Source organism: Granulicella rosea (genome assembly GCF_900188085.1).
Classification (GTDB): Bacteria; Acidobacteriota; Terriglobia; order Terriglobales; family Acidobacteriaceae; genus Edaphobacter; species Edaphobacter rosea.
The window spans coordinates 328235-341989 of sequence record NZ_FZOU01000002.1 but is presented as its reverse complement, the minus strand read 5'-3'; the positions used below and the strand labels follow the sequence as shown (position 1 = coordinate 341989).

The following is a 13755-nucleotide window of genomic DNA, read 5'->3' as shown; positions in this document are numbered from 1 at the left end:
CACGTAGGATGCTGCTACTTAGCGTGGTTTCCGAAGTCGTAACCACCAAGTGATGTCCCTTGGTTCGCTTTTACCATCGCTGCTACGTCTGGAATGATCGTGAACAAGATATATTCTCCAAGAGGCAACGGCTCTTTGCTCGTCAGCAGATAAACCTTGTCTCCTTTTTTATCTACCTGAATGGGAATCACAACCTTGGGATCCATCTGAGAATTGATGCCAGTCCACAAGCGCATGCTGGCCATCGGCAGTTCTCTTCTGTCCTTTTCTTCCTGAAAGCGAGCAAGCGTGAGATCTCGCCCACTATCCAAGAGTCCCACCAGGCACATGGCCAACGAACTGTCTCTTAGTTGATAGGGGGATTTGGCGTCGCGGAACTGAGCTTTGATACGCGCCTTCGCAGCCCCGTAGCTGAACGCTGCTCCAGCCACGTTCGTTGTCTTGAATCCTATCGAGTGGCTGGGGTCCATCGAAATCCAATCTGCACCCTTCAGGAAATATGCCCCCGTTGCCACCGGACACGCTGGTGGAGCGTTTTGTGCGAGAACGGTTAACGGCGCACAAAGGACTACAACGAACAAACGGGACAGATTGTTTTTCATAGATTGCGATTCTAGCATCCCGACCGATGCGAAGGTATACAACTAATCAGGCAGAATCACCCTCGCCCTGATATCTGCTTCGATTGCAGGTAGTCTCTTGCCTTCCGCACCATCACTGCAAACATCCTGAGGTCCAGGATTGCCATGTCGAACGCTGGCAATCGAACTCCTTCCAGGATCTCTGCCCTCTTCTCTAGCCGCTGAAGAATGATAGTGAGCACTTGGACAAGGTGAGAGTTCACGCATCAGCAGATCATAGGCGAAACAAAGGCGAATATATTCACAAAGCAGCTATCCGATATCAAGGGCATCTCGACTATCAATGCCAAGGCCGAGAACGTCCGCACCAGCCCTAAATGGCGTGAACCGTTCAAGAAGCGCCGCTGCCTCATTCCTGCCTCATTCCTGCCTCATTCCTGCCTCAGCGTTCTATGAGTGGAAAAAGATCGACGCCAAGACGAAACAGCCGTATGCGTTCACGGTCAGGGGCAGCCCGCTATTCGCGTTTGCGGGGCTCTGGGACGCATGGAAGGACGGCCAGGGGCACTGGCTTCAGTCCTTTAGCATCGTGACCACAGAGGCTAACGAGCTCATGCAGCGGGTTCATACCCGAATGCCGGTCATTCTCCACAGCCGGGATTACGACCGCTGGTTGTCCCGCGAGGTGACGGAGCAACTGCCCTTAGATCTCCTGCGGCCGTATGAGGCTGAGGACATGGAGATGACGGCTGCGAATCCGCTGGTTGGGAACGTCAGGAACAACGGGCCAAACATGCTCAACAGCGCGTGAAAAGCAAGCAGTAAGAAAAACCTCTGATGCAGCATTAAAAACATTGACATGCCGGCTCTGTAAGCGCATCATCAGAAAGTTCCTTATGTGTATCGTCACGATATTTTAGGGCATGGTACCACATCTAAATTAATAATATTTTTCGGTTTCCAACCGGAATGTGATGTAGTGTTGCCTCAGGTCAGAAAACATGGACCGGATGAGGCACCACCTATGAACGTTTTGATTGCAGCATCTCCGCTTGGTTCAAACACCCCAAACCCCTACCAGCCCTTAGCCGACCAGGCATGGACCATTGCTCACACGCTCCAGAAATGGAACGATGAGCGGTCTGTCCTGCTCTCCCTCCGTGCCTCACAGCCTTGTGGACTATCCGAAGTCGAGCGCCTGCGTCTGTGCGACCTGAATAGCAGCTTGGACACGTACGAGGTCTATATGCGGGATCTGGGGCAGCTTCCATCTGCCGCTTACATCACCAGGGCACAGAGAGCAGCCTAGTCGCGTGGAAAGCACCTAGACTCAGATGACACCCATAAAAGAGGAGCAATCATGAAGACATACAGCATTTGGATCACATCACCGCCAGACCCAGTCAAGCATTTCACTCTACATATTTTTCCAAACGGGGGAGGTGGAGCACGCGTTCGGGAAACAAACTTCACCGAGGCAGACGTTCTGCGGCAAGTTCTGTCAAAGTGCCTCTCCAAAGACATCCTCGTGAACGAGGTGATAAAGATGGCGGATGAGGATGGCATCTGTGATCTTCGGGGACGAGAGATCCCGCTGTCCGATGAATGTGCGAGAGAACTTGGCTGGATTGAGTAGCTCAAATGGCAGGTTCAGTCGCAAAAGAGCCCGACACCCCTCAAGTAGACTTTGGTGTCGGGCTTCACGATTTTGATATCAACAGAAACTCAGGGCTTTGTCTTGTCTCGGTTTGCTATACCGTTCAACTTTGAAGGTGGCAACTGAGCGTACAGTTCTGCGATAGCTTTGGGCTTGCTGATCTGGTCGTCAACAATAAAGTTGACCAGTGCGAAGAGTCTCAGCGCGATCTCTGGATTGTCTCGGACATCTAAGGTGCCAGGATGAACCTGTTCATTCCCAACCACTCGAACGATATCGAGGGCCTGTTGAATGTGAGGGGAGAGACCTTTCGCGACCAAACTGCCTATGTCCGCGTTGATGTTTTGGCCAGGCTCCCCCAACACGATGCACAGCTTTTGAACACATAGGCGTAATAAGGCTGCGGCAGATCGCGGAGATGAGGCTAGGACGCTTCTTGCCTCGTCAAAATCTTTCGCGATGTCCGTTGGCGTATCCGCATGGGCTGCGGGAGCCGTCAAAGTGGCTGGGTAGATCATCTTCTGATTCAACCAGAGAGACACTTTCTTGCAGTGCGTACAAAAGGCTCCCATCAGATCCCCCGACCACTCTGTATGGCTGTGGTATGGCGGAAGCTGCTGGCCATAGTTAAGCCAAAGCTGCTGCGCGTAGGCATAGCAGGCGGGACAATTGAAAGCATCACCCCTAAGTTGTGGGGCTACATAGTCGGTGTGCATCTTGATAAGGTATCACCGCTCAAACGCAAAAAGAGCCCGACCTGTTCCGATGTTTTGGACAGGTGGGGCTCTTTTGCTGCCTACGTCTACCTTTCTTTGGCCAAGAACTTAACTTTCTCTTTAACCTTGACTGGCTTTTTTGCGATGAAGTCGACTGTGCCGTCCTTGGTTGGGAACTTTACTTCTACTTTCTTCTTCACCGTCGTCGTATCGGTGAACTTTACGACATGCTTCTTTGCCGCCTTTTTTGTCGCCATCGTGTCAGCCCTCGCTGAAGAATCACGGGGAGGATAGCACCGTATGTGTCGGGAACGGAAGAGGAATCTTTCAACGGGAAAAGCGTAGCGGTCGTGACACTGGGGTAGGCCATGCCGTTCTTTGACTATTAGCACTCGAATTCCTCACACGGGCTGCTAGAATTCGCGCATGAGGTCCAGATGAGTTCTTCTATTGAGAGATACACCAAGGACATCGCTGCATTGGTGGCAAAAGGCAATCAGCTAGAGGCTTCTATGTCGTCTCAAGAACCTTGGTCAGTCCAAATACATCATCAAGCAGAAGGGAACATACCTTAGCGCAGCCTGCCTCAGGCGGTCAGGGCGTGAGTCTATCCCAGGCGCAGAAATCTTCAAAGATCATGCTTGGATCGAGCCCGGGGAACAGATAGATGAGTCTTTGATCCTGCGGGTTCCTGATCCCGCAACCTTTGTGGGCCTACGGCTCGGTTTGCGAGTTGTCTCGAAAGGTGTTGAATGGAATGCTAGTTGTATTTTGCGAGAGAAAGGCATAGAAAAAGCAACAGTCACACCTCAAGTTCTCCCAGGAGATTGACATGAAGTCGCGTACAACTGACCAGCTATTCGAATCTACACAACGTACTGAAGAAATAGAAAAGCAAAAAGCGGAGTATATCGGTCCAAGGGACTTCAACGGTCAGGCGGATGAGAGTTCAGACAAGACGAAAGAAGTTGAAGAAGCGAAGAAGAGACCGGGTGGTGCCCTCTAGGGCATGTCCTTTACGCAGTAGCAGGATAGACTGCCAGGAATCGCAACTTGGCTCTCTGTGCGCCGCTCTCGACTCTCTCAATGAGAGTGCTGCTTAGGTATTCTTTTTTATAGACTTGCCCGCGATATCGGTCTATCTCCAACTTGGATCAAACTTGACCATAACTTGAGGATTCTCATGGCGCTCGATTACAAGAACCTTGTTCCTGAGGTTCGGCAGTTGATGACTACCGAAATTGACGGCGATCTAGCCAAAAACACACTCTATAAGAGCGGAAACTTGAGCCCTCAGGGGCAGGTGGACTATCCGGATCTTCTCAAAGGCGCTGCCGCCAATGGTACAGACAGCACGCTGGCCGCGCAGATTTTGCCGCGCCTCAACTCTCATGAAAAACCACGTCAACTCAAGTCTGGAGCACTCTCCAAACCTCCCATAATGCGGTCTAATGCTCATGAAATGTTAGCGGAAGGTGAGTTTAACCGATACTACATTCGGGGAGTGTGCTTGAGAGCAATAGAATTAGGTCATGCAGACGTTACGGTTTACAGAGCTAAAGCTGTAGAAAATCCGCGACCGGATTCTGAACCGAAGATCGGCACAACGGTTAACGCAGCATCACTCTTAGCTGATCTACGCAACAATATTGGGTTAGATACTGCGCTGGGTTTACCCGCTGGGCCAAATTCTGGTCTCTGCGTCTATTTCTAAGTAGATTACCCGTAAACGACGAAAAGCCCCACACTCGTTGATTTGAGTGTGGGGTTCTTTGTTGCTGTTGCTTATGCGTGCTGCGTCAGTACCTTGATGGGGTGGGTGCCAGCATCCGTAACGAACGAACCACCACGGCCATAACCGATGAAGGCAACGGCACCCTTGCTAATCAGGTAAGTGTAAGGATCTTTCGCAATCTCAAATTGACCAACGCTGCGGAGCGTATAGCCTGCCTTGAAGTCACCGAATGCGAGTGCCTTATTGCCCGCACCGATGTTCGGGGCGAACTGGTCCAGAACCACAGGACGGCCAAGCAGTGTATCGAATGCACCCGCGTTCGGCGACGGGATGAACAGCGGACGGCCAAGCGTGTCAGTCACTCCAATGAGTGCGCCACGGGTTGCCGAGTTCATCACCCACGTTGCATTGCTGACGTATGCGGGATCGAGCGAAGCATACAGGGCAGCGATATCCACGTATCCAATAGCGGTGGGATTTGCCGAAGTTGCACCAGACGTTGCGCCGGTCAGATAGCTGATGTAGTTTCCAGACGTGCTGCCCTGCGAGATGTACTTGGCAAGGCCACGATAGAGACGCTGGCCGAAGGCATCACGGATGAATGCGTCAAGATCGAAGAAGCTATCCTGAAGCTCTTCCAACGTCACCAGGATGACACCCGTGTTGTACATCTCGGTATTGCTGGTCTCGGTCGACAGGGTAGGATCAACGGTCGACGCAGCCGAATCCTCTGCCCAACTCTGAAGGCCGTCGGTCACGTCATTGACGAACCCAACCTTCATACTCGCGCCAGTGTCCGTCGTGCGCTGATTGACGATGTTCACCAGGCCGCCATAAGCCTGCTGTGCGGCCGTCAAGAGCGGATAGAACGCAGGGGCTACAAGCTGGCTGCCACCAGTGATGTTGCCAGCGACAGCACCAACGCCAAGGTCACGCTTTTCACCACAGATGAAGTTACGGAGTGCACGCTTCTGCGCTTCCGCGTCTACAACAGTCTCCGAAAGATTGCCACGGGGCGGGCGAGTGAACGCACGCTGTTCAGCTTCAAATGCCTCGATGCGCTGTGCAACGCTGCGCTGTTCCTCAAGGTCGTCAACGTCGGCAAGCATCCGCTTAACCTGCTGTCTCTGCTCGATGGTGATGTCCTTCGTGCGGGCCAGGGTGGTTGCATCGTTCATCAGCTTATTGCGACGTTCGGAGAGTTCTGCAAAAGTCATTGGTTCTCTTTTCTTTGGGGCACGGGGCCGCCATCCCCCCATTGCGGGAGGTGTGTTCTTCAAGTGCGGAAGGTGGGGTTGGGTACTACTTGCGGCGGGCTACTTCAATGCGCAACAGCGTTCGTTCAGACCAGTTCAAGAGCGTGGAGCGGTCCTGCTCATCCTCGTCGTCACATGTGCAATCAGGGTCCACATGTGTTCCGTCAGGGTTCTTTTCACAGTCGCATTCATCCTCGTCTTGATCGTCCCGCTTGGAACGAAGCAGACTGCGGAGTTCGGGCGGGCAGGAGCGAACCGAGACATTGGCTGCCGGGTACGCCGCAAACGATGTTGGGCTGATCTCAAACAAGTTGATCTTGAGCAGGGTCCGAATGACATTGCCTTCACCGTCAGAAGTCCAACTGTCTTCAATGGTCTGGAAGCCGAAGGAAACGCCGTCTAGATCGCCTCTGGTGACCGAGGTGGCAAGGTCGATAGCCTGTTGAGTGTCAGGTAGCTTACAACTGAACCGAAGCCCCACAGGGTCATCTATGAGCGTCAGCGTGCCTGCCTTAGTCCTGCCCATCAGTAACTCTTGCTTGTGATCGCGGAGCATAAGGACATCAGGATTCTGTTTCAGGCTTTCTGTCACTGCACCAGGTGCAATCAACTCGGTGAAGCCACCAAGGTCGACAGAGCGGCTGTTGTAGACGAGGGCATAACCGCCCAAAGTCTTAGACCCGTCTGCCCCCGTCTGCACGCGCAGTTCCTTTGCGGGAAGGTAAAGCTGTTCACGTCTATTCATTGAGGGTTACCTGTGTTGCTGGTGCGGGAGGCAGAAGCAATTTCTTCGCATCCATCATGTTCACGGGCGAGAGCAGGACGTTGGCCTCTTCACCAGGAAACGGATTCTGCCCGAGTTCCTTGCGTACTTCATTGGCGGTTGCAAAGCCCCACTGACGGGCCACAGCAAAGCCGTCCATCTGAGTCTTGAAGTCAACGCGGAGGCGGTCGCTGATGTCGTGCTCGATGGTGTAGCCAGGCAAACCAACCAAGAGCTTTCTATGAAGCTCCTGAGAGATCCTGTTGAGCCACGGACGCAAACAATCCACAAGGAAGGTCAACTGCTGCGCGGCGAATGTCTCGCCAGCTACGCGGGATGTGTCACCTATCTGCGAAGGGTTTATACGGAACAGGCCACAGATTTCCTGCCTGCTCATGTTGCGACTCTCAAGGAACTGGCTGTCCTCGTTGCTGATAGTGATCTGCTGAAATTTCAAATCCTGATCCAGCACCGCAACACGATGCTGGTTGGTGCCTGACTGCATTTCCTCCCAGTCATTCCGCATCTGGAGCTTTACTTCAGGCTTGACCTGTTTATCCGTAGTCAGGACACCGGAAGGCGTAGCATTGTTCGCAAAGAACCTGCCAGCGTGCTTATCCATTGCGATAGCGCCGCCGATTGCATTGCGGTTCTGCTCAATGACGCTCATGCCCGTTACGCCGTTGGTGCTGTGCCAAGGCACATGAATCACGTCTTTGGCTGGTAGCTCTCTACTCTCACGAGCCGATAGACCATCAGTGGTTCGATAGAAGAGAGAGCCGTCTGTTGCTCTGTATGCCGTGGTCTGAAGGGGATGAAGGTACCAGAGTCCGTTGATCGTGCCGCTACCGTTGCGAGTTATCTCTAGGTAGCCATTGCCGGTCAGGGCGATGGAACCAACAAAGGAATCCCACATGGTGAACGCGCTACAGTCGGGGTTCGGCTGTAGGCAGAGGATGTCATGCAAAGGATTGCTGAACGCCTCAGCCCGTCCCTCTCCAGACTTCACATAGAGGATTGGACTCATACTCGCCACCGATTCACTAATCAGCCGAACGCAGGAGTTCACGCTGGATTGCTGCATTGCGGTGATGGAATTAACAACTTCACCAGCATCAGACTGTCTGCCCCCACTGAAGATTTGCCACGGGGTAGAGGAGCCGAGACCAACAAACGGGCCGGCAGTGCTCCGCTGCTCAGGCTGGGAAGGCCCAAGGGAGAAAAGACTTCGTAGATTCATAGGGTTCTTTCATGTGGAGGGCAGGGCCACCAAGTAAACTCACTGATCGCTAGAGCCTGCTGAATTGATTGGATATCGCTGCTAAACTGAGGCAGAGCGGCTGGTAAGTCTGGTAAGCGCCTGACTACGGCTGCCCCTCAACTCACACACGCACACTGTGCAAGCGGAAATGGTCACGTTTGACACCGTTTTATTGATTTGTGGACATAAAAATTTGGTTCCCCAGTCGGTCTGCAAGGGGAATAATCGCCTGTTTGAAGAGGCCCATACCCCCTTCGGGGCTTTCTTTCGTCGCTTGGTCAGGCTGGTTTGACCCAAACTCTTTACAGTTAGAGGCCCAGGTCTTCGCGTATCACGTTGGCGAAGATCTCAACTGCCTTGTCTGTAGTCGCGTCAAAGGTCGGACGCATGAACGGTGTGGCTTTGGCGTCTTTGGTCCCGAACTCAACGAACATTCCGTAGACGCCAGGCTGCTGGGAAGGTGCACCATTCTTCTTTGCGGTCTTTGTGTCGTAGGTAGGGCCAACGCTTACCTTGGCAGAGGCAGAGTTCTTGCCACCTCTTGAGCTCACTTTGGCCTTGATAGAGTCTCTGAGGCCACCAGTGTCTACAGGTACGCGAGACTTCATCTCATCAACCCACATGTCACCTGAGGCTGCTACAGCCTTGCGTAGGGCTCTGCGCGCGAGTTTTGGACCTAGTTCTTGGAGCTTCTCAGCGATACCGTTGAGGTTGACGGTGCATGTCACTTCCATGTGTGTGGGCTTTCATGCTGCATAGGGAGTTGTGGGCCATTGGAGGTCAAAGGGTGAGGGTCCGGGTGCGGAGCGATGGCTCGACGCACCACGACGCCATGAGGTTGGCACACCTTAGGTTGGAGTCTAAAGGGAGTGAGGCCAACCGGTTACTGCTGATGGGTGCGTGGCCATCAGCAATCTTTTTAGGGCACGGCTAGGAGGGAAGCTTCATTCACTTTGCTGAGTTACTGAGCGTCTGCTGAAGCCGTGCCCATGCCAGCGGTGTAGGGGCCGCTGGCAATGTGTCTTGCAGAGTGTGCAAGGTGAGTGATGGATGGGAGCAGTTGTGCGTCACCATCCATCGTCAGTCGGACTGCACAGCAGCAACAGAAGGATCGCGGCCAACTGTTGCAGAGTGTGCAGCCCTGCTCATAGACGCACAGGAAGGGCGTCTACGCATGTCTAAATGGGTGAGGGATCTACCGGAATGAGTTCATACGTTGCCCGCGTACCGCCCTGCCGAATGGTTAAGAGGTCTGCGGTCTTGAGTTCAAGCTGTGCGTCCTTGAGATACTTCAATGGGAAGCCAGCGCGACTGGCAACCTCTTGGTCTCTGATGCTGACGCTTTCCGTTCCTCTGTCAGTGGCGATGCGAACCACGATCCAGAATAGGCGCTTGGCATTGTGACTTAGTGCTGGTTCTTCAAACTTCATGCTTCTGCCTCTTCTACATAGCTGTTCCACATCAAGCGGTAGGCCTCTTGTTCGCGGGCGAACTCCTGCCCCAAGTGCGGGTGTTGTGCTTCGATGGTGGTGATCTCTGCGAAGAACTCCATGGCGATGAGTTGCAGAATGTCGTTGATCTCTCTAATGACATCCTTGCGGCTGCCCTTGTCGACATCGAACAGGAAGCGTTCTGCCTCTCTGTGCCCCGTATTCAGAGGCTCAAGGTCGGCCAGGGTGCCGGTTTCATTTAGGAGTCTCCGTCGGAGTTGCCACTCTCGAATCTTGAGAATCTGAACATAACGATCATTCAGGTAATGACCGGCAGGGAATCGGGCCTGTACGTGCTGGATGTATGCACGGACAACGTTCAATTCAATCTGGGGAAGGGAAATCATCAGGACTCGCTTTCTGTAAAGGTGGGGTGTACCGGACCAGGGCACACCCCGCTATCGGAGAAAGGCAACATGTCCCCTCTAGTCTCTTTAACAGGTCTGTTTGACAGGCTTTTCACAAATACTCAAAGATATTTTCTATCTCGGTGTTTTATGTGAATCGCGCCCATATATACAGCCTGTGAACAGACTGTTTCTATAAAGCTCTAGCGATCTTATCGAGGTGTTACTTATCTTGAGACGGAGCTATAGTTAACCTATCTTCCGCCAACTCTCAAAAAATCTTGAGCATGGAGCCAAGTAGCGCCCGGCTTGTTTGACAACCTCGCTGTCACAAGGTTGATTGGTCTATCGAGCCCAGGACGAGGTTTTAAACTTGGAACCTAGCCACACCCGCCAACCGTTACCGGCTGGATTCTGTCACCCTCAAGAACGTGACATGTGCTCTGTTTATCAGGCAGAGACTTGAGACGCTTGCAGAGTGTGCAAGCATCCCGACAGCCATGAGAAGTGTCCCCCTCACAGCATTTGCTTTCCTAATCTCTTTAACAGGGCCGTTTGACAGCCTTTTCACAAGAAACGCATAATACTTCAAGATTTCTCTTGACGCAAGGGTATTCATGTGTTCTCCTAAGTGTAAGGCTTGATGAAAGCCGGTGTCTGCCCTTCGGGGACAGGATGTTACTTGGCCGTGAGAATCGGAACCCACGCGGATTTATGACAGACGTGGGGTAGCTGAAGGGGCAGAGAAGGGGACAGCGGTCCCCAAAAGATTCATCCCCAGCCGGAACGACACCCAATGTCGGGGTTGTCAGTTTCGGGAGAGCCGGCCCGGGCATGAGCGGGAAAAATCCATAAATCGACTCTTTGAGCCTCTCGGGCTCTTGGAGATTTGTGCCTTTTTCAGCTATCGGACCAGACCAAAACGAACTTAACCCTCAACCACTTCACACCATTAACAAAGACGGCCAGCCCGTCGATGAGTGGATTCTTGCGCCTCAAAGTGCAGAGACCAGCCCTCAGGTAACGACTTGGAAAGCCAAAAAAGTTGCGACTGCTGCCCGCCTGCAAGCCAAAACTGAGACGGTCAAAGCCATAATCACGACGACCCTGTCTGCCTATGGGATGGAAGGAAAGTCGAGGACGCACGACTTCGACGGCAACCGCAATGAGGTCAGCCCTCGCCGTGACTGGAAGAGCAAGGAACCAGCCGAGAAATTCATCCTTGCGGTTCTTAGTGGCCGCTTCGGACTCACACCTGAGCAACTCGCTATTGCACGTCAGTCTGAGTCCTTTGATGAGATCGCGTACCAGCGTGCCACGGATGAAGCCGAAGCCGTCGACATGGAGAATGCCAGGGAAGCCCGCGCTGCCCTAGCGTCTTGGAAGTGGAGTCCGTGGAAGGGCTTTGTCTATGGCGAGAAGATTTGGATCAAGACTACCGAGGATGACGGTCATTGGGAGTCCATAGCGGACCAGCCTGCCCCCGTGGCAACTACAGCTAGGGTTGAGTCTGAGGACTATCGAGAGACCGCACCTGAGGTCAGTGTATGGCTCACAGATGCCATCCGTCTTCAGTCCCGAGATGCCGTCACGGATTACAAGAAGATGTCCCTGAAGGCCACCAACAAGGTCGATAAGCACACCTTGGAACAGGTCTACCGGGCTTACGTCATTGATCCCGAGGCAGAGATCGGGAACCTGCAAGCTGCCTTGTATGCCTTTGCTCCTCTTGCCGGTCGATACTCCGACTGTGAGAACTTGCTAAAGCGCTATGAGACGGACCTTGAGCCTGATGACATCCTTGGAGACTTCGTTATTGATGTTGCAGACCGGCTGAAGAAAGGCCAACATTGCGACCCCGAGCGCAACCTGTCTAGCTGGATAAAGATGCTCTGGAAGAGGTGGTTCTTCCCAGAGCGGGTCACCGAGTTTCACGAAACACACAATTTGGAATCGCGTGTCAGCAATGACGAGTTTGACAACGATGAAGCCGAGACGGAAGAGAGAGAGCCAGGGGTGCTCTATTGGATTGACGTTGAGCGGGAGATCGCAAACCGTGACCGGGAGGATTGGAACGCACCTGACAGGCGCATTGAGAGGATGATGAGCCAGCTAAATGATCCTGACTCCGAATGGGGCAAGCTGTCCGAATCGGGCAAAGCAATCATTCGGGCACTCGTCCAAGGCAAGACCAAGGGGCAGGCCATCGAAGTCTCTGGACTGTCGAAGCGTGGGGCAGACAAATTCTTCGAGAAACTCAAGACGATGCGTGAAACCACGTTTGTCTCTCACTCAGACATCCGCAAGAACAATGCGGGGGTGTCCCTGTGATCGTGGCTCTTGAGGGTAAACAGGAAGGAAATATCGTTTCTCACATCCGTTGCCGACGTTCGGCATGGACAGCGGAGAATCTCGCGGAACTCCTTAGCTTGAGCAAGAAACATATATACAGGCTGGCCAAACAAGGAAGGATGCCCAGCTACCGCGTAGGTGGAGCAGTCAGATTCGATCCTCAGGCGACGGCTGACTGGTTGGAGGACAGGGCAGTCGCCTAGCCCCAATGGATGGCGTTGATAGCAGCCTGCGATGCTGCGGAGGTCGCAGGCTGCAAATAGCGCATGGTGGAGGCGAGGTCAGAATGCCCCATGAACTTCTGAACCGTGCTCAGGTCCAAGCCCGAGCGGAGCAGCGTAGTTCCGTATGTTCGCCGCAACTTGTGTAATGTCCACTGCTGGCATTCGGCGAGGGAAGACTGGCAGCCTTTGCAGAGTCCGCAATTCAATCCTTTGGCCTTTGCCAACCGTTTGAGGGAACGGAGCAGCTTGCCGTTGGGCTTGCCTGCGGCCGTGGGGACCACCAGCCGGCCGTCTGGAAATTCTGCCTTGCGTTCCTTCAGGTGCGCCAAGAGAACAGAGGGAATCGGGATGTCTCGTTCTTCCGAGTCCTTGATTTTGAAGTTCCAGTGAGGCTTGCTGGTGACCCTCAGTGTTGAATCGTCCCAGCGGATGTCTCCCCATTCGAGATGTTGAATCTCCTGATCGCGGAGACCGCACATCATCCCGAGTTCGATGACCAAGCGCATATAGAGGTCTGCCACCTTGAGAATGTCGCCTCTGTCGTCGGCTCCGTATGTATTGGGAACGGTCGCGTCATACTTGGGGGTCGGGGGCAGGATCTCGCTGTAGTCTAGTTTGCAGAACCGGAAGAAGCTGCGGAGCCGTTTGTGTTTGTTGCTCACGGTCCGGCTGCCACAGCCCCGATTCTTCAGCGCCCGGTAAAACTTGAACACGTCGTCTCGGGTGACTTCATCCGCATACGTTCTGCCCGTAACTGCTAGGAACTCATCTGTCACATTCCGATTGACTTCGGCTGCCTCCAACGCGCCGCGTTCTTTGGCATCATTCTCAAACCTCAGAGCAGCCTTCCGAAGGACCACGCGGCCAGGATCTTCCTCAACTTTGACACCTGCTGCTTCTGCGTATCCCTTGGCAGCTACCAGGTTCGCCTCACGGTCCCGCGCCGCCATAGCGTCAGCCGCATTGGTTCCAGCGGGCTTGTAGACGGCTTTGCGGTCCACGTAGGTACGGATCTCGTAGCGTCCCTCAGGGCAGTATGTGAGCACTCCGTCGAGAGTCACGTAGCCATGCTTAATCCTGTTGTTGGCACCGAGCGTAACCGGTAGTCTTCTCCAGCCTTTAGCTGTTTTGCAGTACCAAACGAGGGCGGTTTTCTTCGCCGAAATCATCCGTAGTCTCTCCACCACACCCGTGAGCTACAGACCCGAATGTATGACTAACGTATGACTAAATGATCTATTTGTCAAAGTTATGCCCATAAGTGGAGATACTCGGCGAATCCCTGTCTCTCCGCCATAAATTTTGCAAAGCCCTGCGTTGATCGCAGGGTTCTTTGTTTATATCCATATTCGACGATGAATATGTCCGATAAC

General features: G+C 53.4%; 18 protein-coding genes. 8 read left to right on the top strand and 10 right to left on the bottom strand.

The window, feature by feature from the left end; genetic code table 11:
* Positions 1-14: 14 nt before the first annotated feature.
* Positions 15-602, bottom strand: coding sequence for a hypothetical protein (locus CHB87_RS07500; protein WP_142988262.1), 588 nt, complete (start codon positions 600-602; stop codon positions 15-17).
* A 252-nt stretch (positions 603-854) separates the two neighbouring features.
* Here CHB87_RS07500 and CHB87_RS22860 point away from each other — a divergent pair, with 252 nt between their 5' ends.
* The 3 genes from CHB87_RS22860 to CHB87_RS21850 all read left to right on the top strand — a co-directional run bounded on the left by CHB87_RS22860 (position 855) and on the right by CHB87_RS21850 (position 2217).
* Positions 855-1037, top strand: coding sequence for an SOS response-associated peptidase family protein (locus CHB87_RS22860; protein ID WP_425432471.1), 183 nt, complete (start codon positions 855-857; stop codon positions 1035-1037).
* Positions 964-1392, top strand: a complete 429-nt coding sequence (locus CHB87_RS07495) for an SOS response-associated peptidase (RefSeq protein ID WP_245817872.1) — start codon at positions 964-966, stop codon at positions 1390-1392. The genes CHB87_RS22860 and CHB87_RS07495 overlap by 74 nt, the downstream gene beginning before the upstream one ends.
* Before the next feature lie 549 nt (positions 1393-1941).
* Positions 1942-2217: a hypothetical protein gene (locus CHB87_RS21850; protein ID WP_142988261.1), complete on the top strand. Its 276-nt coding sequence runs from the start codon at positions 1942-1944 to the stop codon at positions 2215-2217.
* Between the two features lie 89 nt (positions 2218-2306).
* Here CHB87_RS21850 and CHB87_RS07485 read toward each other — a convergent pair whose 3' ends face one another.
* Positions 2307-2768 (bottom strand): DUF4145 domain-containing protein, encoded by a 462-nt coding sequence (locus CHB87_RS07485; RefSeq protein WP_217897018.1) that lies wholly within the window; start codon positions 2766-2768, stop codon positions 2307-2309.
* A gap of 63 nt (positions 2769-2831) precedes the next feature.
* On the opposite strand from CHB87_RS07485, the gene CHB87_RS22455 reads away from it, so the two are divergent.
* From CHB87_RS22455 to CHB87_RS21845, 3 genes are all read left to right on the top strand, one after another.
* Complete coding sequence (locus CHB87_RS22455; RefSeq protein WP_217897017.1) at positions 2832-3248, top strand: hypothetical protein; 417 nt, start codon at positions 2832-2834, stop codon at positions 3246-3248.
* 538 nt (positions 3249-3786) lie between these two features.
* Positions 3787-3960, top strand: a complete 174-nt coding sequence (locus tag CHB87_RS22200; RefSeq protein WP_176441647.1) for a hypothetical protein — start codon at positions 3787-3789, stop codon at positions 3958-3960.
* A 177-nt stretch (positions 3961-4137) separates the two neighbouring features.
* Complete coding sequence (locus tag CHB87_RS21845; RefSeq protein ID WP_142988260.1) at positions 4138-4668, top strand: hypothetical protein; 531 nt, start codon at positions 4138-4140, stop codon at positions 4666-4668.
* 71 nt (positions 4669-4739) lie between these two features.
* Here CHB87_RS21845 and CHB87_RS07480 read toward each other — a convergent pair whose 3' ends face one another.
* From CHB87_RS07480 to CHB87_RS21840, 7 genes are all read right to left on the bottom strand, one after another.
* Positions 4740-5906 (bottom strand): phage major capsid protein, encoded by a 1167-nt coding sequence (locus CHB87_RS07480; protein ID WP_176441646.1) that lies wholly within the window; start codon positions 5904-5906, stop codon positions 4740-4742.
* 85 nt (positions 5907-5991) lie between these two features.
* Positions 5992-6690, bottom strand: a complete 699-nt coding sequence (locus CHB87_RS07475) for an HK97 family phage prohead protease (protein ID WP_089407788.1) — start codon at positions 6688-6690, stop codon at positions 5992-5994.
* A complete protein-coding gene (locus CHB87_RS07470) occupies positions 6683-7948 on the bottom strand; it encodes a phage portal protein (protein ID WP_089407787.1) in 1266 nt (421 codons plus the stop codon). Before CHB87_RS07470 ends, CHB87_RS07475 begins: the two co-directional genes overlap by 8 nt.
* A 329-nt stretch (positions 7949-8277) precedes the next feature.
* Positions 8278-8703, bottom strand: a complete 426-nt coding sequence (locus tag CHB87_RS07465; protein ID WP_089407786.1) for an HK97-gp10 family putative phage morphogenesis protein — start codon at positions 8701-8703, stop codon at positions 8278-8280.
* A 444-nt stretch (positions 8704-9147) separates the two neighbouring features.
* Positions 9148-9399, bottom strand: a complete 252-nt coding sequence (locus tag CHB87_RS07455; RefSeq protein WP_089407784.1) for a hypothetical protein — start codon at positions 9397-9399, stop codon at positions 9148-9150.
* Positions 9396-9806 (bottom strand): hypothetical protein, encoded by a 411-nt coding sequence (locus CHB87_RS07450; RefSeq protein WP_089407783.1) that lies wholly within the window; start codon positions 9804-9806, stop codon positions 9396-9398. Before CHB87_RS07450 ends, CHB87_RS07455 begins: the two co-directional genes overlap by 4 nt.
* Positions 9807-10206: 400 nt before the next feature.
* Positions 10207-10425, bottom strand: a complete 219-nt coding sequence (locus CHB87_RS21840) for a hypothetical protein (RefSeq protein ID WP_142988259.1) — start codon at positions 10423-10425, stop codon at positions 10207-10209.
* A 272-nt stretch (positions 10426-10697) separates the two neighbouring features.
* Here CHB87_RS21840 and CHB87_RS07445 point away from each other — a divergent pair, with 272 nt between their 5' ends.
* Together CHB87_RS07445 and CHB87_RS22855 are read left to right on the top strand one after the other, a co-directional pair.
* The gene (locus tag CHB87_RS07445) at positions 10698-12137 is read left to right on the top strand and encodes a hypothetical protein (RefSeq protein ID WP_089407782.1); all 1440 of its coding nucleotides are present in this window, start codon (positions 10698-10700) and stop codon (positions 12135-12137) included.
* A complete protein-coding gene (locus tag CHB87_RS22855) occupies positions 12134-12361 on the top strand; it encodes a helix-turn-helix domain-containing protein (protein WP_089407781.1) in 228 nt (75 codons plus the stop codon). Before CHB87_RS07445 ends, CHB87_RS22855 begins: the two co-directional genes overlap by 4 nt.
* Here the strand turns inward: CHB87_RS22855 and CHB87_RS07435 are convergent.
* Positions 12358-13551, bottom strand: coding sequence for a tyrosine-type recombinase/integrase (locus CHB87_RS07435; RefSeq protein ID WP_089407780.1), 1194 nt, complete (start codon positions 13549-13551; stop codon positions 12358-12360). The two genes, CHB87_RS22855 and CHB87_RS07435, sit on opposite strands and share 4 nt — an antisense overlap.
* Positions 13552-13755 lie beyond the last annotated feature (204 nt).

Bases quoted from the DNA above. Each gene is read 5' to 3' on its own strand.
- CHB87_RS07500 (WP_142988262.1), bottom strand. From the start codon at position 602: ATGAAAAACAATCTGTCCCGTTTGTTCGTTGTAGTCCTTTGTGCGCCG.
- CHB87_RS21850 (WP_142988261.1), top strand. From the start codon at position 1,942: ATGAAGACATACAGCATTTGGATCACATCACCGCCAGACCCAGTCAAG.
- CHB87_RS22455 (WP_217897017.1), top strand. From the start codon at position 2,832: ATGGCTGTGGTATGGCGGAAGCTGCTGGCCATAGTTAAGCCAAAGCTG.
- CHB87_RS22200 (WP_176441647.1), top strand. From the start codon at position 3,787: ATGAAGTCGCGTACAACTGACCAGCTATTCGAATCTACACAACGTACT.
- CHB87_RS21845 (WP_142988260.1), top strand. From the start codon at position 4,138: ATGGCGCTCGATTACAAGAACCTTGTTCCTGAGGTTCGGCAGTTGATG.
- CHB87_RS07480 (WP_176441646.1), bottom strand. From the start codon at position 5,906: ATGACTTTTGCAGAACTCTCCGAACGTCGCAATAAGCTGATGAACGAT.
- CHB87_RS07475 (WP_089407788.1), bottom strand. From the start codon at position 6,690: ATGAATAGACGTGAACAGCTTTACCTTCCCGCAAAGGAACTGCGCGTG.
- CHB87_RS07470 (WP_089407787.1), bottom strand. From the start codon at position 7,948: ATGAATCTACGAAGTCTTTTCTCCCTTGGGCCTTCCCAGCCTGAGCAG.
- CHB87_RS07465 (WP_089407786.1), bottom strand. From the start codon at position 8,703: ATGGAAGTGACATGCACCGTCAACCTCAACGGTATCGCTGAGAAGCTC.
- CHB87_RS07455 (WP_089407784.1), bottom strand. From the start codon at position 9,399: ATGAAGTTTGAAGAACCAGCACTAAGTCACAATGCCAAGCGCCTATTC.
- CHB87_RS07450 (WP_089407783.1), bottom strand. From the start codon at position 9,806: ATGATTTCCCTTCCCCAGATTGAATTGAACGTTGTCCGTGCATACATC.
- CHB87_RS21840 (WP_142988259.1), bottom strand. From the start codon at position 10,425: ATGAATACCCTTGCGTCAAGAGAAATCTTGAAGTATTATGCGTTTCTT.
- CHB87_RS07435 (WP_089407780.1), bottom strand. From the start codon at position 13,551: ATGATTTCGGCGAAGAAAACCGCCCTCGTTTGGTACTGCAAAACAGCT.